At 54.0% G+C, this 19,724-nt stretch carries 18 protein-coding genes and 1 other RNA gene; 9 read left to right on the forward strand and 10 right to left on the reverse strand.

From position 1 onward, the window contains the following. Positions 1-70: 70 nt before the first annotated feature. The 3 genes from ubiH to BZK42_RS11660 are packed head-to-tail and all read right to left on the reverse strand — an operon-like array spanning position 71 to position 3,174. Positions 71-1,249, reverse strand: a complete 1,179-nt coding sequence (gene ubiH / locus BZK42_RS11650) for a 2-octaprenyl-6-methoxyphenyl hydroxylase (protein ID WP_016154358.1) — start codon at positions 1,247-1,249, stop codon at positions 71-73. Beyond that, on the reverse strand, positions 1,246-2,571 hold the full coding sequence (gene pepP, locus BZK42_RS11655; RefSeq protein WP_080859195.1) for a Xaa-Pro aminopeptidase: 1,326 nt from the start codon (positions 2,569-2,571) through the stop codon (positions 1,246-1,248). Before pepP ends, ubiH begins: the two co-directional genes overlap by 4 nt. A 24-nt stretch (positions 2,572-2,595) precedes the next feature. Beyond that, the gene (locus BZK42_RS11660) at positions 2,596-3,174 is read right to left on the reverse strand and encodes a YecA/YgfB family protein (protein WP_016157420.1); all 579 of its coding nucleotides are present in this window, start codon (positions 3,172-3,174) and stop codon (positions 2,596-2,598) included. A 167-nt stretch (positions 3,175-3,341) separates the two neighbouring features. On the opposite strand from BZK42_RS11660, the gene zapA reads away from it, so the two are divergent. The 3 genes from zapA (at position 3,342) to BZK42_RS11680 (ending at position 4,512) form a co-directional block, all read left to right on the forward strand. Then, the gene (gene zapA, locus BZK42_RS11670) at positions 3,342-3,671 is read left to right on the forward strand and encodes a cell division protein ZapA (protein WP_003026980.1); all 330 of its coding nucleotides are present in this window, start codon (positions 3,342-3,344) and stop codon (positions 3,669-3,671) included. Positions 3,672-3,712: 41 nt separating this feature from the next. Continuing rightward, a non-coding RNA gene (ssrS, locus tag BZK42_RS11675) (6S RNA) lies at positions 3,713-3,896 on the forward strand. A 19-nt stretch (positions 3,897-3,915) separates the two neighbouring features. Then, complete coding sequence (locus BZK42_RS11680; protein WP_016154362.1) at positions 3,916-4,512, forward strand: 5-formyltetrahydrofolate cyclo-ligase; 597 nt, start codon at positions 3,916-3,918, stop codon at positions 4,510-4,512. A gap of 381 nt (positions 4,513-4,893) precedes the next feature. On the opposite strand, the gene serA is transcribed toward BZK42_RS11680, so the two are convergent. Further along, positions 4,894-6,126: a phosphoglycerate dehydrogenase gene (gene serA / locus BZK42_RS11685; protein WP_080859196.1), complete on the reverse strand. Its 1,233-nt coding sequence runs from the start codon at positions 6,124-6,126 to the stop codon at positions 4,894-4,896. Positions 6,127-6,397: 271 nt separating this feature from the next. Beyond that, positions 6,398-7,057, reverse strand: coding sequence for a ribose-5-phosphate isomerase RpiA (gene rpiA / locus BZK42_RS11690; protein WP_016154364.1), 660 nt, complete (start codon positions 7,055-7,057; stop codon positions 6,398-6,400). A gap of 170 nt (positions 7,058-7,227) precedes the next feature. Here rpiA and argP point away from each other — a divergent pair, with 170 nt between their 5' ends. The 5 genes from argP to scpC all read left to right on the forward strand — a co-directional run bounded on the left by argP (position 7,228) and on the right by scpC (position 13,767). Further along, positions 7,228-8,121 (forward strand): DNA-binding transcriptional regulator ArgP, encoded by an 894-nt coding sequence (gene argP, locus BZK42_RS11695; protein ID WP_003825477.1) that lies wholly within the window; start codon positions 7,228-7,230, stop codon positions 8,119-8,121. A gap of 226 nt (positions 8,122-8,347) precedes the next feature. Next, positions 8,348-10,492, forward strand: a complete 2,145-nt coding sequence (gene scpA, locus BZK42_RS11700) for a methylmalonyl-CoA mutase (RefSeq protein ID WP_080859197.1) — start codon at positions 8,348-8,350, stop codon at positions 10,490-10,492. After that, on the forward strand, positions 10,485-11,480 hold the full coding sequence (gene meaB / locus BZK42_RS11705) for a methylmalonyl Co-A mutase-associated GTPase MeaB (RefSeq protein WP_016154366.1): 996 nt from the start codon (positions 10,485-10,487) through the stop codon (positions 11,478-11,480). The genes scpA and meaB overlap by 8 nt, the downstream gene beginning before the upstream one ends. 10 nt (positions 11,481-11,490) lie before the next feature. Next, positions 11,491-12,276, forward strand: a complete 786-nt coding sequence (gene scpB / locus BZK42_RS11710; protein WP_016154367.1) for a methylmalonyl-CoA decarboxylase — start codon at positions 11,491-11,493, stop codon at positions 12,274-12,276. 24 nt (positions 12,277-12,300) lie between these two features. Then, the gene (scpC, locus tag BZK42_RS11715; RefSeq protein ID WP_016154368.1) at positions 12,301-13,767 is read left to right on the forward strand and encodes a succinyl-CoA:acetate CoA-transferase ScpC; all 1,467 of its coding nucleotides are present in this window, start codon (positions 12,301-12,303) and stop codon (positions 13,765-13,767) included. On the opposite strand, the gene srsR is transcribed toward scpC, so the two are convergent. From srsR to argO, 3 genes are all read right to left on the reverse strand, one after another. After that, entirely contained in the window at positions 13,764-14,660 is an 897-nt protein-coding gene (gene srsR, locus BZK42_RS11720) for a LysR family transcriptional regulator SrsR (protein ID WP_046274941.1), read from the reverse strand. The genes scpC and srsR overlap by 4 nt on opposite strands. 187 nt (positions 14,661-14,847) lie before the next feature. Next, positions 14,848-15,570: an oxidative stress defense protein gene (locus BZK42_RS11725; protein WP_029139653.1), complete on the reverse strand. Its 723-nt coding sequence runs from the start codon at positions 15,568-15,570 to the stop codon at positions 14,848-14,850. A 93-nt stretch (positions 15,571-15,663) separates the two neighbouring features. Beyond that, positions 15,664-16,299 (reverse strand): arginine exporter ArgO, encoded by a 636-nt coding sequence (gene argO / locus BZK42_RS11730; protein WP_016157426.1) that lies wholly within the window; start codon positions 16,297-16,299, stop codon positions 15,664-15,666. A 200-nt stretch (positions 16,300-16,499) separates the two neighbouring features. On the opposite strand from argO, the gene dctP reads away from it, so the two are divergent. Then, complete coding sequence (gene dctP / locus BZK42_RS11735; RefSeq protein WP_080859237.1) at positions 16,500-17,546, forward strand: TRAP transporter substrate-binding protein DctP; 1,047 nt, start codon at positions 16,500-16,502, stop codon at positions 17,544-17,546. A gap of 41 nt (positions 17,547-17,587) precedes the next feature. Here dctP and BZK42_RS11740 read toward each other — a convergent pair whose 3' ends face one another. Together BZK42_RS11740 and fbaA are read right to left on the reverse strand one after the other, a co-directional pair. Next, positions 17,588-18,448 (reverse strand): small-conductance mechanosensitive channel MscS, encoded by an 861-nt coding sequence (locus tag BZK42_RS11740; protein ID WP_016154372.1) that lies wholly within the window; start codon positions 18,446-18,448, stop codon positions 17,588-17,590. A gap of 191 nt (positions 18,449-18,639) precedes the next feature. Then, the gene (fbaA, locus tag BZK42_RS11745) at positions 18,640-19,719 is read right to left on the reverse strand and encodes a class II fructose-bisphosphate aldolase (RefSeq protein WP_003027029.1); all 1,080 of its coding nucleotides are present in this window, start codon (positions 19,717-19,719) and stop codon (positions 18,640-18,642) included. Between the last annotated feature and the right edge of the window lie 5 nt (positions 19,720-19,724).

A 19,724-nucleotide genomic window follows, 5' to 3' on the forward strand; every position in this document is an offset into this window, starting at 1 on the left:
CTTCCGCGACATTGCCTGATGGCGCTGCGCTAATCAGGCCTGCTTTTTTAATTCGGCCTACAGGTTATATCTATCGCGCAACCCAACCGAGGGTCCGCTCCGCCAGCGCATCGCGCGCAGGCGTGAATAATTCCATCGCCATCAGCCCGACATTACGCCCAACGACCAGTGGGGCCCAGCGATTGGCAAACAAATACACCAAATTGTTGGTCACACCAATCGTCGTTTCGCGATCGCGTTCGCGGCGCTGCTGATAGCGTGCCAGCACCGCATAATCACCGATATCTTCCGCGCAGTTTTGCGCTTGCGTCAACGTCTCAGCCAGGCTCATCACGTCGCGCAGACCAAGGTTGAAACCTTGTCCGGCAATGGGATGCAGCGTCTGTGCTGCGTTCCCCACCAGCACAGTACGATGGGTAATGGCTTTTTGCGCCGAGGTTAATGAAAGCGGATAGGCGTTGCGTTTACCGGCCTGGGTAATACGCCCCAACCGCCAGCCAAACGCAGTTTGCAGTTCGCGGCAAAATTGTTCGTCGGACCAGGCCATAATCTCATCACGCCGCTCCAGCGGATGGCACCACACCAGCGAGCAGCGACCATCAGACATCGGTAGCATTGCCAGCGGACCATATTGTGTGAAACGTTCAAACGCTCGCCCGTCATGCGCAACGGAGGTCGTGACGTTGGCAATCACCGCCAGTTGTTCATAGGGTTGTTGCTGCCAGTCAACGCCGCAGGCGGTAGCCAGCGCGGAGCGCGTGCCATCGGCGGCCACCAACAGGCGACCATTAATCATCTCGCCATTTTCCAGCGTAACCTCAACGCGTTCCTGCGTGCGTGACACGCTGGCTACACGGTCGGGGCAGTGCAGCGTGATGCCCGGCGCTTTACGCAGCAGCGCAAACAAACGCAGCCCGACATCGTGCAGTTCTACCACCTGGCCCAGCGCCGGAATACGGTATTCCTGCGCATCCAGCGTCACAAATCCGGCATGGCCGCGATCGCTGACGTGAACCGTTTTGATCGCCGTTGCGCAATCGGCAATCGCCTGCCATACGCCAATTCGCGCCAGCTGTTGGCAGGTCCCTGCCGCCAGCGCGATCGCCCGGGCGTCAAACCCTGGATGGCGGTCAGTTTCAGGTTCGCTCGCTTCTATCAGGTGAACAGGCAGAGTCCCGTGGCTGAGCTGAGAAATGGCCAGCGCCAGCGTCGCACCGACCATACCGCCACCAACGATAATCACGCTCATTGCAGTCGCGCCGCAGCCATTAAGGCTTCAATGTCATCCGCTTTCTTCACCACGCTGGCGGTCAGGTTCTCATTGCCGTCCTCGGTGATGAGGATGTCATCTTCAATACGAATGCCGATACCACGATAAGCAGGCGGCACATCGGCGTCCGGCGCGATATACAGCCCCGGTTCGACGGTGAGCACCATTCCTGGCTCGAGAGTACGTGAGCGGTCCTGACCATAAACGCCAACATCGTGCACATCCAGTCCCAGCCAATGGCTAAGACCATGCATAAAGAATGGGCGATGCGCATTTTCGGTAATCAGTTGGTCGATCTCGCCGTGCAAAATGCCAAGCTTCACCAGACCCGTAATCATGATGCGCACCACTTCGCCGGTGACTTCCTGGATGGACGTCCCCGGGCGATACAGGCGCAGACTGGTCTCTAATGACTCCAGTACGATGTCGTAGATTTCACGCTGAGCAGGGGAAAATTTGCCGTTTACCGGGAAGGTACGCGTAATGTCGCCCGCATAACCTTTGTATTCACACCCGGCGTCAATTAACACCAGATCGCCATCGCGCATTTCACTTTCATTTTCGGTGTAATGGAGAATACAGCCGTTTTCGCCGCTGCCGACAATCGTGTTATAGGATGGGTAACGCGCGCCATGGCGAGTAAACTCGTGGTGAATCTCCCCTTCCAACTGGTATTCAAACATTCCCGGACGGCATTTTTCCATCGCGCGCGTATGCGCCAGCGCACTGATCTCTCCGGCACGACGCATGACCGCAATTTCTTCTGGTGATTTGAACAGGCGCATTTCATGGACCATTGGACGCCAGTCGATGCTCGCGGCGGGTGCGTGCAGATTTTGTCTGGAGCCTTTACGCAGTTTATCCAACGCCGTACACACTATCTCATCTGCCCAGGCATATTCGCCCTGCGCGTGGTACACCGCGTCCAGGCCATTGAGCAACAGGTGCAGTTGTTGGTTGATTTCACTGAAGGCCAGCGCCCGGTCAACGCCGAGTTTTGCCGGTGCGGCATCCTGGCCCAGACGGCGGCCAAACCAGATCTCCGCCGTCAGATCGCGAACCCGATTAAACAAAACGCTGTGGTTATGAGTGTCATCACTTTTAATCAGCACCAGCACGGCTTCCGGTTCGTTAAAACCGGTGAAGTACCAGAAATCACTGCTTTGGCGGTACGGGTATTCACTGTCCGCGCTGCGCGTCGCTTCAGGCGCGGCAAAAATCAGCGCGGCGCTGCCGGGCTGCATTTGTGCCAGTAAAGCCTGGCGACGACGCTGGAATTCTTGCTGAGATATCTCGCTCATCACACTCTCCTTTGCGTTTCGTTCTTAGTGCAGAGTCGGTTTACGGACTTCCGGCGCGGTCGGCTGCTGACGCGTAAACGTGTCATGACACAGCAAGGCGGCTACGCGCACGTATTCGATAATCTCTTCGAGCGACATTTCCAACTCTTCCTGATCTTCGTCTTCGTCATATCCCAACTGAGCGATATTGCGCAGGTCGTCAATCGCTTCACCGGTTTCACCGGTCACTTTGTCGAGCTTTGGCTGCGTAACGCCAAGGCCCAGCAAAAAGTGGTTTACCCATCCCGCCAGCGCATCGGCACGATCAAACACGCTAACGTCGTCGCCTTCAGGCAGATAAAGCTGAAAAAGGAAGCCGTCGTCCTCGAGGGCATCGCTGGTGGCAGAGTGCATTTTCATCAGTGCCTGAGCCAGCTCGTGACCGAAGGCCAAACCTTCGTTCGTCAGGTCGTGCAGCAGCGGCTGCCATGAGCTGTCGTTGTTGCCGCCGCAAATCATCCCGCTGATCAAGCCGTGCATTTCGGCCGGGGTTAATCCAGCCCCTTGTTGGTTCAAAAACTGGCTAACGTCGTTGTAGCCAGGCATTTCGTTCTGTATAGACATAAGCATTCGTCATCAAAGGGAGGAATATTCATGGTATGCTACCACTTTGGGCCCTGGTGGACCAGAAAAGGGCTTGTATCTTGATACCAGGGTAGCTATAGTGTCGCCCCTTCGCGGACCCAAGGTCTGGAGACGAAGGCAGCGCAGTCAATCAGCAGGAAGGTGGCATGTCTGCACAACCCGTCGATATCCAAATATTTGGCCGTTCACTGCGAGTGAATTGCCCGCCTGAACAAAGGGATGCGTTGAATCAGGCTGCGGACGATCTCAATCAGCGATTGCAAGATCTGAAAGTTCGCACTAGAGTCACAAATACTGAGCAGTTGGTTTTCATCGCCGCGTTGAACATCAGCTATGAATTAACTCAGGAAAAAGCGAAGACGCGTGAGTACGCGGCGAGCATGGAACAACGTATTCGGATGCTACAACAGACCATCGAACAGGCGTTGCTTGATCAGGGTCGCATAACCGAAAAAACTGGCCAAAACTTTGAATAACACTTTTCGGTTTACTGTGGTAGAGTGACCGTGAAGACAAAATTTCTCTGAGATGTTTGCAAGCGGGCCAGTCCCCTGAGCCGATATTTCATACCACAAGAATGTGGCGCTCCATGGTTGGTGAGCATGCTCGGCCCGTCCGAGAAGCCTTAAAACTGTGACGACGCATTCACCTTGAACCAAGGGTTCAAGGGTTACAGCCTGCGGCGGCATCTCGGAGATTCCCTTCTACCTGGCAACAGCCATGACACTACTTTCTGAACTCCCTTTATCCCGGCAAGAAATTCGTCAACTGATTCGACAGCGTCGTCGCGCGCTGACCTCTGAACAGCAACGACAATACGGTCAGCAAGCCGCGACCCGAATGCTCAGTTTTCCCCCTGTTGTACTCGCGCATACTGTGGCGGTATTTCTCTCGTTCGATGGCGAACTCGATACCCAGCCGCTGATAGATCAACTGTGGCGAGCGGGCAAGCGCGTTTACCTTCCGGTTCTTCATCCCTTCAGTCCCGGTAATTTACTGTTCCTGCACTATCATCCGCGCAGCGACCTGGTGACCAATCGCTTAAAGATCCAGGAACCACGGCTTGATGTACGCGACGTATTGCCGCTGTCAAAGCTGGACGTACTGATTACGCCGTTAGTGGCATTTGATGAGGACGGGCAACGCCTGGGCATGGGCGGCGGATTTTATGACCGCACGCTACAAAACTGGCAACAGCATAAGATCCAACCCGTGGGCTACGCGCATGACTGCCAGTTAGTAGAAAAATTGCCGGTTGAAGAGTGGGATATCCCGCTGCCAGCGGTGGTGACGCCGTCCAAAATCTGGGAGTGGTAGCCGTTTTTTGCCGATTGACAGCGTCGTTTTTTTGACCTAAATTCCTCGGTGAAGGGTGAGGGAGGCGAACCTCCCTCCTGCGTACTCTCTGTTAATATGCTGGCCAAGCGATGATTAACAGGATCAGCAGCATGATGACGTATCTCATCATCGTCCCTTTCCTTTTTAGAGCCCCTGCTTCGGTAGGGGCTTTCCCGTTTCAGCGCTATGCTGCGCCCCTATCGTAAATTCCTTTTATTGCTGTACAACACGCAATGCTGCCTTTAGTTGCCAACTGCGGCAAAGCTCGAAAACAGAATGTATGCGTTACAGAAAGAGATTTTGAGGCAGGGAAATCAGAGGAAAGATGGGCAGGTCAACCGCCTGCCCATGTAGAGGAAATCAGTACAGCAGACGAGCGCGAATGGTTCCCGGAAGGGCTTTCATCGCCAGCAGCGCTTTCTCCGCCACTTCTTCATCCGCTTCAATATCGATAACCACATAACCTACCTGCGCGGAAGTTTGCAGATACTGCGCGGCAATGTTGACGCCCTGCTCGGCAAAAATCTGGTTCAGTGCCGTCAGTACGCCCGGACGGTTTTCGTGAATGTGCATCAGACGACGACCACCGTGCAGCGGCAGCGAAACTTCCGGGAAGTTTACCGCAGACAGCGTAGACCCGTTGTCGGAATACTTGGTCAGTTTCCCAGCTACTTCCAGACCGATGTTTTCCTGCGCTTCCAGCGTTGAACCACCAATGTGCGGCGTCAGGATCACGTTATCGAAATCACACAGCGGCGAAGTGAAAGGATCGCTGTTAGTTGCCGGTTCGGTTGGGAATACGTCGATTGCAGCCCCCGCCAGATGTTTAGTCGCTAACGCGTCGCACAACGCAGGAATATCAACAACCGTACCGCGTGCGGCGTTAATCAGCAGCGCACCCGGTTTCATCAGCGAAATCTCACGCGCGCCCATCAGGTTTTTGGTGGAGGCATTTTCCGGCACGTGCAGACTCACCACGTCGCTCATATTGAGCAGGTCGGAAAGATGCTGTACCTGCGTGGCATTGCCAAGCGGGAGTTTATTTTCAATATCATAGAAAAAGACATGCATCCCGAGCGATTCCGCCAGAATGCCCAACTGAGTACCAATGTGGCCGTAGCCGATGATCCCCAGTTTTTTACCACGCGCTTCAAAAGAGCCGGTAGCCAGTTTATTCCACACGCCGCGGTGCGCTTTGGCGTTCGCTTCGGGTACGCCACGTAGCAGTAGCAGCAGTTCGCCAATCACCAGCTCAGCAACGGAACGTGTGTTAGAGAATGGTGCGTTAAACACAGGGATCCCGCGCTTTGCCGCTGCACTTAGATCAACCTGGTTGGTGCCAATGCAGAAGCAGCCAATCGCGACCAGTTTCTCTGCGGCGTCAATCACATCTTCAGTCAGATGGGTACGGGATCGCAGGCCAATGAAGTGGGCATCACGGATGGACTCTTTCAGTTGTTCAGTGTCCAGAGCACCTTTGTGAAACTCGATGTTGGTATAACCTGCTGCACGAAGGCTTTCGAGTGCTTTTTGGTGCACGCCTTCAACCAGCAGAAATTTAATCTTATCTTTCTCCAGTGATACCTTTGCCATTTCCCCGACCCTGTCTTTTTTTGTTCAAACTGATGTGTTGTGTGTGGGATTTTCATCCGTCTCTTCAACATATCAAAAAATAATATTGCGGCAATATGAACGTTTGCGTCGCCGTGCTGAAGAAATGTCATTCAACGGGAAATGTCAGAGGAAAATACTGGCGATAACTTTTTCTTTGGAGAGATCGGCAGGACAATATTATAAACGTGACACAAGTCACCAAATTTGCCCTGCCAAAATTTTTTTAACGGGAGAAGACGCTCCCGTCAGATCATTTTACGATAGTTTTCACGCCGTCAGGCGTACCGATCAGCGCGACATCCGCGCCACGGTTGGCAAACAGGCCGACGGTTACCACACCTGGAATCGCATTGATGGCATTTTCCAGCGCGATGGCGTCGAGGATCTCCAGACCGTGCACATCGAGGATCACGTTGCCGTTGTCCGTCACGACGCCCTGACGGTATTCAGGACGACCGCCCAGCTTCACCAACTGGCGAGCCACAGCGCTGCGCGCCATTGGGATCACTTCGACCGGCAGCGGGAAGTTGCCGAGAATATCGACTTCTTTAGACGCATCCGCGATGCAAATAAATTTCTTCGCCACGGAAGCAATGATTTTTTCACGGGTCAACGCTGCGCCGCCGCCCTTGATCATCTGCATGTGACCGTTGATTTCATCCGCGCCGTCAACGTATACGCCGAGGCTATCCACTTCGTTAAGATCGAACACGTGGATGCCAAGGCTTTTGAGTTTTTCAGTCGATGCGTCCGAACTGGATACCGCACCTTCAATCTGACCTTTCATTGTGCCCAGCGCATCAATAAAGTGTGCGGCTGTTGAACCTGTACCTACGCCCACAATGGTGCCGGGCTGTACATACTGAAGTGCCGCCCATCCTACTGCTTTTTTCAGTTCATCCTGCGTCATGATCGTTTCGCCTGTGGTGTGAATATGGTGGGAAAATTCACGCGCATTATAGAACATTGTGCAGAAAAATGTCCCCACACCCGCTCGCAAGCGGCGGATTTCGTCTTTACCCAATCAAAAATTGTGTCATAGTGCAGAACAAGCAAAAATTTCAGGAGTGCGTCAAAGCAATGAAACGTCCGGACTACAGAACACTACAAGCACTGGATGCGGTTATTCGTGAACGAGGATTTGAGCGCGCGGCGCAAAAGCTGTGCATCACGCAATCCGCGGTTTCACAGCGCATAAAACAGCTTGAGAATATGTTCGGACAACCGCTGCTGGTGCGCACCGTACCGCCGCGCCCAACGGAACAGGGACAGAAACTACTGGCGCTTCTGCGCCAGGTTGAACTGCTGGAAGATGAGTGGCTGGGCGATGAACAAACCGGCTCGACGCCGCTTCTGCTTTCGCTGGCGGTGAACGCCGACAGTCTGGCGACCTGGTTACTTCCGGCACTGGCCCCGGTACTGGCTAATTCACCGATTCGACTGAACCTGCAGGTTGAAGATGAAACCCGAACCCAGGAACGTCTGCGTCGGGGTGAAGTAGTCGGCGCGGTGAGTATTCAACATCAGGCGCTGCCAAGCTGTCTGGTGGATAAACTGGGCGCGCTGGACTACCTGTTTGTTGGCTCTAAACCTTTCGCCGAGCGTTATTTCCCAAACGGCGTCACCCGTTCCGCCCTGCTGAAAGCCCCGGCGGTCGCGTTTGACCATCTTGATGATATGCACCAGGCGTTCTTGCAACAAAACTTCGACCTGCCGCCGGGCAGCGTACCGTGCCATATCGTTAACTCGTCTGAAGCCTTCGTCCAGTTAGCCCGTCAGGGAACAACCTGCTGCATGATCCCACACTTACAGATTGAGAAAGAGCTGGAAAGCGGTGAGCTTATCGACTTAACGCCAGGCCTGTTCCAGCGTCGGATGCTGTACTGGCACCGTTTTGCACCAGAAAGCCGCATGATGCGCAACGTCACCGACGCGCTGCTGGCCTATGGCCACAACGTACTGCGTCAGGATTAATTCCTCGAACAGAGGCCGGATAGCGGCGTAACGCTTTATCCGGCCTACAAGCCTTTCCCCTCATTTCATGCTATTCCCGCCACGTCTTTGAAATACATCACAAAATAAAACACGCCACACGGCAAAAAACGACGTCCTGTTGGCTATTTTTTGCTGGCGACAAGCCAAATGAAAAAGCACACCGTATTCGCAAAGATTCAACTTATTGCGTAATACGGAGCAAAAAATGGCAAACGTGCAGGAGTGGCAAACACTCGCCAATAAAGAACTCAGTCGACGGGAAAAAACCGTTGAGTCGCTGGAAAGACAGACGGCGGAAGGGATTGCCATCAAGCCGCTGTACACTGAAGCGGATCTCGATAATCTGGAAGTCACGGGCACCCTGCCCGGCCTGCCGCCTTACGTGCGTGGCCCGCGCGCCACTATGTACACCGCGCAGCCGTGGACGATTCGCCAATACGCCGGTTTCTCTACCGCCAAAGAGTCCAACGCCTTTTACCGCCGTAACCTCGCCGCAGGGCAAAAAGGGCTTTCCGTTGCCTTTGACCTTGCCACTCATCGTGGCTATGACTCAGACAACCCGCGCGTAGCGGGCGACGTCGGCAAAGCCGGCGTGGCGATCGATACCGTCGAAGATATGAAGGTGCTGTTCGACCAGATCCCGCTGGATAAGATGTCGGTATCGATGACCATGAACGGCGCGGTGCTGCCGGTACTGGCGTTTTATATCGTCGCGGCGCAGGAGCAAGGCGTGACGCCGGAACAGCTCACCGGGACCATTCAGAACGATATTCTGAAAGAGTACTTGTGCCGCAACACCTACATTTATCCGCCAAAACCCTCCATGCGCATTATCGCCGACATCATCGCCTGGTGCTCAGGCAACATGCCGCGCTTTAACACCATCAGCATCAGCGGCTATCACATGGGTGAAGCCGGGGCAAACTGCGTACAGCAGGTGGCGTTTACGCTGGCAGACGGTATTGAATACATCAAGGCCGCGCTTTCCGCCGGACTGAAAATTGATGACTTCGCCCCGCGCCTGTCATTCTTCTTCGGCATCGGCATGGATCTGTTTATGAACGTCGCCATGCTGCGCGCTGCACGGTATCTGTGGAGCGAAGCGGTCAGCAGTTTTGGCGCGACCAACCCGAAATCTCTCGCTCTGCGTACCCACTGCCAGACCTCAGGCTGGAGCCTGACCGAGCAGGACCCGTACAACAACGTGGTACGAACCACCATTGAGGCGCTCGGCGCTACGCTTGGCGGCACTCAGTCTCTGCATACCAACGCTTTTGATGAAGCGCTCGGTCTGCCCACCGATTTCTCAGCCCGTATTGCGCGTAATACGCAGATCATCATTCAGGAAGAATCAGAGATCTGCCGCACCGTCGATCCGCTGGCCGGATCGTATTACGTCGAATCACTCACCGATCAAATCGTGAAGCAGGCGCGCACGATCATCAAGCAGATTGATGAGGCAGGCGGCATGGCGAAGGCGATTGAAGCCGGGCTTCCTAAACGGATGATCGAAGAAGCGTCCGCGCGCGAACAGTCGCTGATCGACCAGGGTAAGCGCGTTATCGTCGGGGTGAACAAATACAAGCTGGATAAAGAAGACGACACGTCGGTGCTGGAGATCGACAACGTGAAGGTGCGCAACGAGCAGATTGCCTCACTGCAGCATATCCGCGCCACCCGCGACAATGATGCGGTTAAAGCCGCGCTATCCGCGCTGACCCACGCCGCGCAACAGAATGAAAATCTGCTGGCAGCCGCCGTCAACGCCGCCCGCGTTCGCGCCACGCTCGGCGAAATCTCCGATGCGCTCGAGGCCGCCTTTGACCGTTATCTGGTTCCCAGCCAGTGTGTTACCGGGGTGATTGCGCAAAGCTATCACCAGTCCAACAAATCCGCCGATGAGTTCGATGCCATTGTTGCGCAAACCGAACAGTTCCTCGCAGAAAATGGCCGCCGCCCGCGTATTCTGATCGCCAAGATGGGTCAGGACGGCCACGATCGCGGCGCAAAAGTGATCGCCAGCGCCTACTCCGATCTCGGCTTTGATGTCGATCTCAGCCCGATGTTCTCCACACCGGAGGAAATTGCCCGTCTGGCGGTAGAAAACGATGTGCATGTCGTTGGCGCATCATCGCTGGCGGCGGGTCATAAGACATTGATCCCGGAGCTGGTCACCGCGCTCAAAGGCTGGGGACGCGAAGACATTTGCGTCGTCGCCGGTGGGGTTATTCCGCCACAGGATTACGCTTTCCTGCACGAGCATGGCGTGGCAGCCATTTATGGCCCAGGCACGCCAATGCTCGACAGCGTCCGCGATGTGTTAACCCGTATCAGTCAGCATCATGATTAACGCCGCCACGCTTGAGGATACCGTCCGCCGCTTGCGACTCGGTGAACGGGCTACGCTCGCCCAGGCGATGACGCTGGTCGAAAGCAATCACCCGCGCCACCAGCCGCTGAGTACGCAATTGCTGGACGCGATTATGCCGTTCACCGGTAACGCCCTGCGTCTGGGGATCACCGGCACGCCGGGCGCGGGTAAAAGCACATTTCTGGAAGCATTCGGCATGCTGTTAATTCGCCGCGGGTTACGGGTAGCGGTGATCGCCGTCGATCCCAGCAGCCCGGTTAGCGGCGGCAGCATTCTTGGTGATAAAACCCGCATGACGGAACTGGCTCGCGCAGAATCTGCGTTTATACGTCCGGTTCCTTCCAGCGGTCATTTAGGCGGCGCCAGCCAGCGCGCCCGCGAATTAATGCTGCTGTGCGAGGCCGCGGGCTTCAACGTGGTGATTGTGGAAACCGTCGGCGTTGGACAGTCAGAAACCGAAGTCGCAGGCATGGTGGATTGCTTTCTCTCACTGCAAATCGCCGGCGGTGGCGACGATTTGCAGGGCATCAAAAAAGGCCTGATGGAGATGGCGGATCTGGTCGTCATCAACAAGGACGACGGTGATAACCGTACCAGCGTTGCCATCGCCCGCCATATGTACGAATCCGCCCTGCATATTCTGCGCCGCAAATATGACGAGTGGCAGCCGCAGGTTCTGACCTGTAGCGCCCTGGAAAAACGCGGCATTGAGGAGGTTTGGCAGGCGATAACCGACTTTAAAACGTGCCTTACCGCCAGCGGTCGACTGGAAAAAGTCCGCCAGCAGCAGGCGGTGGAATGGCTACACAAGCAGGCTGAAGAAGAAGCCCTGCATCTGCTGTTTGCCCGGGCTGATTTCGACCAGTATTTCCAGCAGACGCTGCTGGCCGTCAAAAACAATGATCTTTCGCCGCGCACCGGCCTGCGGCACATCAGCGAATTTATCCAGCATCATTACTTTCAATAAAGAGAACATTATGTCTTATCAATACGTCAACGTGGTCATCATCCAGAAAGTCGCGGTCATTGAGTTCAATTACGCCCGCAAGCTCAATGCCCTGAGCAAAGTGTTTATTGACGATCTGATGCAGGCGCTGAACGACCTCAATCGTCCGGACATTCGCTGCATCATTCTGCGCGCCCCGAGCGGGGCCAAAGTGTTCTCTGCCGGGCATGATATTCATGAACTCCCCACCGGACGTCGCGATCCGCTCTCTTATGACGATCCGCTGCGTCAGATAACTCGTATGATCCAAAAATATCCGAAGCCGGTGATCTCCATGGTTGAAGGCAGCGTCTGGGGCGGCGCGTTTGAGATGATCATGAGTTCCGATCTGATCATCGCAGCCAGTACGTCTACCTTCTCCATGACCCCGGTCAACCTCGGCGTGCCCTATAACCTGGTGGGCATCCACAACCTGACCCGCGACGCTGGTTTTCACATCGTTAAGGAGCTGATTTTTACCGCCTCGCCCATCACCGCTCAACGCGCCATGGCGGTCGGGATCCTCAACCATGTCGTTCCAACCGAGGAACTGGAAGATTTCACCCTGCAAATGGCGCATCACATCTCGGAAAAAGCGCCGCTGGCAATCGCCGTCATCAAAGAAGAACTGCGCGTGTTGGGCGAAGCACACACCATGAACTCTGACGAATTCGAGCGCATTCAGGGCATGCGCCGCGCGGTGTATGACAGCGAGGATTATCAGGAAGGGATGAACGCGTTTATGGAAAAACGTAAACCTAATTTTGTTGGCCATTAATCACGTCCGACGAAGGAGACGGCCATGAAACGGATGAGCGCCGAACAGGCGGCAGAAATTATCCAGCACGATGATATGGTGGCGTTCAGCGGCTTTACCCCCGCGGGTTCGCCAAAAGCGTTACCCACCGCAATTGCCCAACGCGCCTGCGAACGGCATCAGGACGGGCAGCCTTTTCAGATCCGCCTGCTGACCGGGGCGTCAATTGGCGCCGCCGCTGATGATGCACTATCCGCGGCGGATGCCGTTTCCTGGCGTGCGCCTTATCAAACCTCATCTGGCCTGCGCGAGAAAATTAACCAGGGCCAGGTGAGGTTTGTCGATCTCCATTTGAGCGAAGTCGCGCAGATGGTTAATTACGGCTTTTTTGGCGATATCGATGTTGCCGTCATTGAAGCTTCCGCCATTGCGCCGGATGGCCGGATTTGGCTTTCCAGCGGTATTGGCAATGCACCCACCTGGCTGCTGCGGGCGAAAAAGGTGATTATCGAGTTGAATCATTACCATAATCCACGCGTGGCTGAGTTTGCCGACATCGTAATACCCGGCGCACCGCCGCGGCGTAACAGCGTGCCCATATTTCATACCATGGATCGCGTGGGCAGTCAGTGCGTGCAGATAGACCCCAGGAAAGTGGTCGCGGTGGTGGATACCGAGCTGCCCGATGCCGGGAATGTGTCGGATAAAACCAATCCGGTCAGCCAACAAATTGCCGATAACGTAGTCACTTTTCTACTGGCAGAAATGGCGCACAAACGCATTCCAGCAGAGTTTCTGCCCTTACAAAGCGGCGTGGGCAATATCAATAACGCGGTAATGGCGAGACTGGGAGAGAATCCGGATATCCCGCCCTTTATGATGTATTCAGAGGTGTTACAGGAATCGGTGGTGCATCTGCTGGAAACGGGCAAGATCACCGGTGCCAGCGCCTCCAGCCTGACCATCTCAGCCCCGTCACTACAGAAGATTTACGACAACATGGACTTCTTCGCCAGCCGAATTGTGCTGCGCCCGCAGGAGATCTCCAATAACCCGGAAATCATCCGCCGGCTGGGGGTCATTGCACTCAACGTTGGGCTAGAGTTTGATATCTACGGCCATGCCAATTCCACGCACGTTGCGGGCGTGAACCTGATGAACGGGATCGGCGGCAGCGGGGATTTCGAGCGCAACGCCTACCTGTCTATCTTTATGGCGCCGTCGATTGCCAAAGGCGGGAAAATCTCAACCATCGTGCCGATGTGCAGCCATGTCGACCACAGCGAACATAGCGTTAAAGTGATCGTGACCGAACAAGGGATTGCCGATCTGCGTGGGTTATCTCCGATGCAGCGGGCGCACACGATTATCGATAACTGTGCGCATCCCCTTTACCGGGACTACCTGCACCGCTATCTGGAAAAAGCGCCCGGCGGGCATATCCATCACGATCTCAGCCATGCGTTCGATCTGCATCGCAACCTTCTCGAGACAGGATCGATGCTCGGTTAACTTGCCGTACCGTCACGATCTTCAGCAATATGCTGGAGCATGGTGCCGGTATAGCGATGATTTTTCAGAGAATAGAGAAACTCCTGCATATACATGGGGCTGCCGGGCGCGTCGAAATACTTTAGCGTCGACGGATTCACCAGCCGCCAGGCAAAATGAGGGATCACCGTCAAAAACTGCCCGCGCTCCACCGCGCTAATCTTGGCCATAAAGCTGTACGGACGGTAGATAATCGTCGGATTGATCCCGCAGGGCCGCATATAAGCATCCAGCATTGCCTCAAAGTTGGCGCGATTCTGGAAGCGCATTTGCAGCCAGGGTAGCTCGCGCAGCAGATCCTGCGGCTGTTTCTCTTCGTAGCGCCGGGAAACGAGAAACCCCAGACGTAGCGGAGGCAGTTCGCTGATCGCCAGATTTTCCAACTCCTGTACGCGGGGAGAAACGTGCTGTGGCGAGATAATGAAATCCAGTTTGCGGTCGAACAGATTATCAATCACCCCATTCTCACTGAATTCAACGGCCTGGGCCGTCACGCCGTCATATTTATCGCCAAGGCTAATCAACTGGTCAAAAATAATCGTTGGATAAGTATTATCGATACCGATGACGATTTCCCGCGAGCGACAAGAGGCGTTATGGATTTCATTATCAATGGCAGAGAGGCGCTGATAGACGGGAAACAGCTTCTGATACAGCTCCTGTCCGGCTTTATTCAGGCTGATGTTGTTATCTTTACGGGTAAACAGCGTATAGCCGATTTGATCTTCCAGTGCAGCAATGCTTTTACCGAAAGGCGATGCGGTCATATGTATTTTTTCTGCCGCTCTGGCGATGTTATTGGTTTGCGCCAGCAGAATGAAATTACGCATCTTTTTCGAGATAAAAATATCCATAGCGTCCCCTTAAAAATCGCTATGGCCTATCCTCATTACCACGAAAAAAAAGACTGAATGTGAGGTCTCATTTTTACAGTTGCTCACAGAAAAAACCGGCTGGAATGTTTTGTCGGCCTGATGAGACGCGTAAGCATCGCCATCAGGCTAAAAACTTGCCGGATGGCGACTTACGCCTATATCAAGACTACTTATTGGTTACTGTAGGCTCTATCTGGAAGACGACATCAACCTGATCGTCAAACTGAATAACCGGCTGTTCGTAGGTTTCCTGAGCGGAGGTTGCAGGCGCTGCATCTGCTTTCATCATCCGTACCATCGGGCTCGGTTGATAATTGGAAACGTGGTAACGCACACTGTAAACGGGACCCAGTTTGCTATTAAAGCCCGCGGCCAGCTGTTCAGCCTGATGAACCGCATCATCAATCGCCGCTTTACGCGCTTTGTCTTTGTAAGCATCCGGCTGGGCAACGCCCAGCGATACCGAACGAATCTCATTCAGACCGGCCTTCAGCGCGCCATCAAGCAGAGCGTTGAGTTTGTCCAACTGACGCAGCGTGACTTCAACGGTGCGCACTGCACGATAACCTTTGAGGATGCTTTTGCCGTTCTGGTAGTCGTAGTCCGGCTGCGTACGCAAGTTTGCAGCGCTAATGTCTTTCTTCGCTATCTGGTTCTGTTCAAGGAAAGACAGATATTGCGCCACGCGCTCATCGGCCTGCTTCTTCGCGGAAGCCGCATCCTTTGCAGCAACGTTCACTTCAATCGCCAGGGTGGCGATGTCTGGTGTTGCATCTACGCTTGCCGTTCCGGAAGTCACGATGTGCGGTCCATTTGGCAACTCATTTGCCTGTACCGATAGTGCGCTGAATCCGACTAATGCCGCCAGGGCCATTATTTTGAACTTCACGGTCGTTCCTCCATGTTTCATTAATTACCCCAAAACTCAGGGCATATGCAGGCAAGCTTAGCCGATCTCGCTGCGTTGTCCATCAGACAACACTTAGTTGAACAGCGCTTGAACGTGCGCAACACCTTCTTTTGCCAGCTGAAAAGCGATAAACCACATCACTAATCCTACCAGCGTATTGATGATGCGCTGTGCTTTCGCAGTTCGCAGACGCGGTGCCAGCCAGGCCGCCAGCAATGCCAGACCGAAGAACCACAGGAACGAAGCGCTGACGGTTCCCAGTGCAAACCAGCGTTTAGGCTCAACGTCCAGTTGTCCCCCCAGACTCCCGAGCACCACAAAGGTATCCAGGTAAACATGTGGGTTGAGCCATGTCACCGCCAGCATAGTGGCGATGATTTTCCAGCGCCCCTGCTTCATCACCTCGGCGCTGGCCAGTTCCAGATTACTGCTCATCGCCGTTTTTAGCGCACCGAATCCGTACCAGAGTAAAAATGCGACCCCGCCCCAGGTGACCAGCGCCATCAGCCATGGCGACTGCATCAGCAAGGCGCTACCGCCGAAGATACCCGCGCAAATCAGCACTAAATCGCTGATGGCGCAGAGTAAAGCAATCATGATGTGATACTGACGACGGATCCCCTGATTCATCACGAAGGCATTTTGTGGACCAAGCGGAAGTATCATGGCTGCACCAAGCGCAAGCCCTTGAAAATAGTAGGATAACATGTAAAACATCTCACATAATTGTCTTGTGGGCAGACTATACTGCGCGGGATTCATTAGAGGAAATGGATAATATTAATCAGTAATTAGCATTATTAATAATACCGTGCACACTCCCCTCCATATTCAGTCTCTGACAATAGCGATTGTGCGTTACCCGGGGTATGCTGAAAGATAAATCTGTCTATACCAAAGGAATGGGTATGAAGCATAACGCGAACATTTTTCTCTTCTGTGCCTCGCTGATAGTTACCAGTTTGTGGCCCACTGTCGCCAGCGCAGACAGAACGCTGCGCTATACCGATCACGAGCCATATGGCAACATGCGTACCCGGCTCATAAAAGAGACTTTTTTTCGTGCGATCGAACAAGAGTCGCTTGGACGTTTGAAAATCGACGCTCACTGGAACGGCGAGCTGTCCACCAGCTATGACGCCTTAAAAACGATCGGCCAGGGCAGCGTGGCGGATATGGGGATCGTGGTCCCTGAGTACACGCCCGAACAACTGCCGCGACACCAGATTTTTAAGAGCTTCCCCCTCGGACCGGGCCGTGGTGAAGCGCAGGTTAACGCCTTTCAGCGGATTTTCCGCGAGTATCGCCAGTTTGGTCGCGAGCTGGAAAACAACAATCTGGTGAATCTTCAGTTTTTCCTCGGCTATCCGGTTGGATTTTTTACTACCAGGCCGAACGTCGATTTGGCACAGCTGAATGCAAGCCAATGGCGGACCGCCAGCTTTTGGCATCAATCATTTTTACGCAACGCGGGCGGCGTGCCGGTCAGCATGCCATGGAATGAAAAAATTACCGATGCGCTTCAGACCGGACAGCTTGACGGCCTGATGGTTAACCTCGACAGCGGAGATGATATCCATGCCCAGCGGGCGGCCCCCTATATTCAGCTCTCCCCTTCGCTCTGGCTCGGACACGTTTATCTTCTGGTGATTAATAAAGACGTCTGGGATAGCCTGGACGTGAAAGATCGCGCAGCCATCAATCGGGCCGCCGCCATGACGCAAAAACGTATTGGCGCAGTGCAGGACGCAAGCCTGACCGCAATGGCGAAAAAGATGGCAAAAGAGGGTGCACACGTTCATTACCTGAGCAACAGCGAGCTGAATGCGTGGCAAGCCGCTACCGGTTATCAGCACGTTCAGGCCGAATGGATTGCCCAACAGGAAAGTAAAGGAATAAACGATGTTGGCGAGCTGATGCAGGGTGTCAGCGCAATTCTTAACAAGACGAGATAAATCAACGCCCGCCTCTCTCTGGCGGGCGTTTTTAGCTGAAGTTACTCGGTCGCGTTTTCTTTCACGCGTTTAAAGTTCACATCCATCTGCGGGTACGGGAAGCTGATACCGTTGGCGTCAAACTCGCGCTTAATACGCTCCAGTACATCCCAGTAGACGCTTTGCAGATCGCTGCTGTTGCTCCAGACGCGTACGACGAAATTAATCGAGGAAGCGCCCAGCTCATTCAGGCGTACCGTCATTTCACGGTCTTTTAGGATGCGATCTTCAGACTGGATGATATCAGTGAGGATTTTTTTCACCTGATCGATATCGGAGTCGTAGGCCACGCCGATAATAAATTCGTTACGACGGACCGGCTCGCGAGAGAAGTTAATGATGTTCCCGGCAATGATTTTACCGTTTGGGATCACCACAATCTTACCGTCTACGGTACGCATAGTTGTGGAGAAAATCTGCACGTTAAGCACGGTTCCCGCAACGCCGCCAAGGTCTACATATTCACCCGCGCGGAACGGACGGAACATCACCAGAAGCACGCCTGCGGCGAGGTTGGACAGCGACCCTTGCAGTGCCAGACCGACAGCTAAACCTGCAGCACCGAGAACGGCGATCACGGAGGCAGTTTGCACCCCAACGCGACCCAGCGCGGCAATCAGCGTGAAAGCGATAATACCGTAGCGCACCAGTGCAGAAAGAAAGTCGGCAACGGTGGCATCAATTTTACGCGCCAGCATCAGGCGATTAACGGTGTTTGATACGATACGCGCCACGATCATACCGATAATGACAATCGCGATGGCCGCAACGATGTTGACGGCATAGCTCAACAGTAGCTCCTGATTGCGGACCAGCCAGGTGCCCGCACCGTTTATGCTGTCGACAACATTCAAATCTTCCATTCAATATTCCTTTTTTGCTTACCCAAACGGGAGAAATAAAGCCGCCCTAACGGGACTGGCAACCTGACAAGGGTAAACAATAAACTCAGATTTTGCCAAACAGATCACAGAATTCTCTGTCAGCAGCACATTGAAATGGCAATAAAAAAGGCCCGCATTTGCGGGCCTCATGTCACGTTGGACGGCGTAAATTACAGAACGTCAACCGCGTTCAGTTCTTTGAAAGCCTGTTCCAGACGGGTGATCATAGTTGCCTGACCAGCACGCAGCCATACGCGCGGATCGTAGTATTTCTTGTTCGGCTGATCTTCGCCTTTCGGGTTGCCCAACTGACCCTGCAGGTAAGCTTCGTTTGCTTTGTAGTAGTTCAGAACGCCTTCCCAGGTAGCCCATTGGGTATCGGTATCGATGTTCATTTTCACTACGCCGTAGCTTACGGAGTCTTTGATTTCCTGAGCAGTAGAACCGGAACCACCGTGGAAGACGAAGTTCAGGCTGTTATGCGGCAGGTTATGTTTCTTAGAAACATAGTCCTGAGAGTCGCGCAGGATGGTCGGGGTCAGAACTACGTTACCCGGCTTGTAAACGCCGTGTACGTTACCGAAGGACGCTGCGATGGTGAAACGCGGGCTGATTTTGCTCAGCTCGGTGTATGCGTAGTCAACGTCTTCCGGTTGGGTGTACAGTGCAGAAGCGTCCATGTGGCTGTTGTCCACGCCGTCTTCTTCACCACCGGTGCAACCCAGTTCGATTTCCAGAGTCATGCCCATTTTGGACATGCGCGCCAGGTATTTGGAGCAGATTTCGATGTTCTCTTCCAGAGACTCTTCAGACAGGTCGATCATGTGAGAAGAGAACAGCGGTTTGCCCGTTGCTGCGAAGTGTTTTTCACCCGCGTCCAGCAGACCGTCGATCCACGGCAGCAGTTTCTTCGCGCAGTGGTCAGTGTGCAGGATAACCGGAACACCATAGTGTTCAGCCATCTGGTGAACGTGATGCGCACCAGAGATAGCACCCAGGATTGCAGCGCCCTGAGGAACGTCAGACTTCACGCCTTTACCCGCGATGAAAGAAGCACCACCGTTGGAGAACTGGACGATGACCGGCGCTTTAACTTTTGCAGCGGTTTCCAGAACGGCGTTGATGGAGTCGGTACCAACGCAGTTAACAGCTGGCAGAGCAAAGTTGTTTTCTTTAGCTACCTGGAAAACTTTCTGTACGTCATCACCAGTGATTACGCCTGGTTTTACGAAATCAAAAATTTTAGACATGTTGC

Origin of the sequence: Citrobacter braakii, from assembly GCF_002075345.1 — a bacterium.
In the GTDB taxonomy this organism is placed as follows: Bacteria; Pseudomonadota; Gammaproteobacteria; order Enterobacterales; family Enterobacteriaceae; genus Citrobacter; species Citrobacter braakii.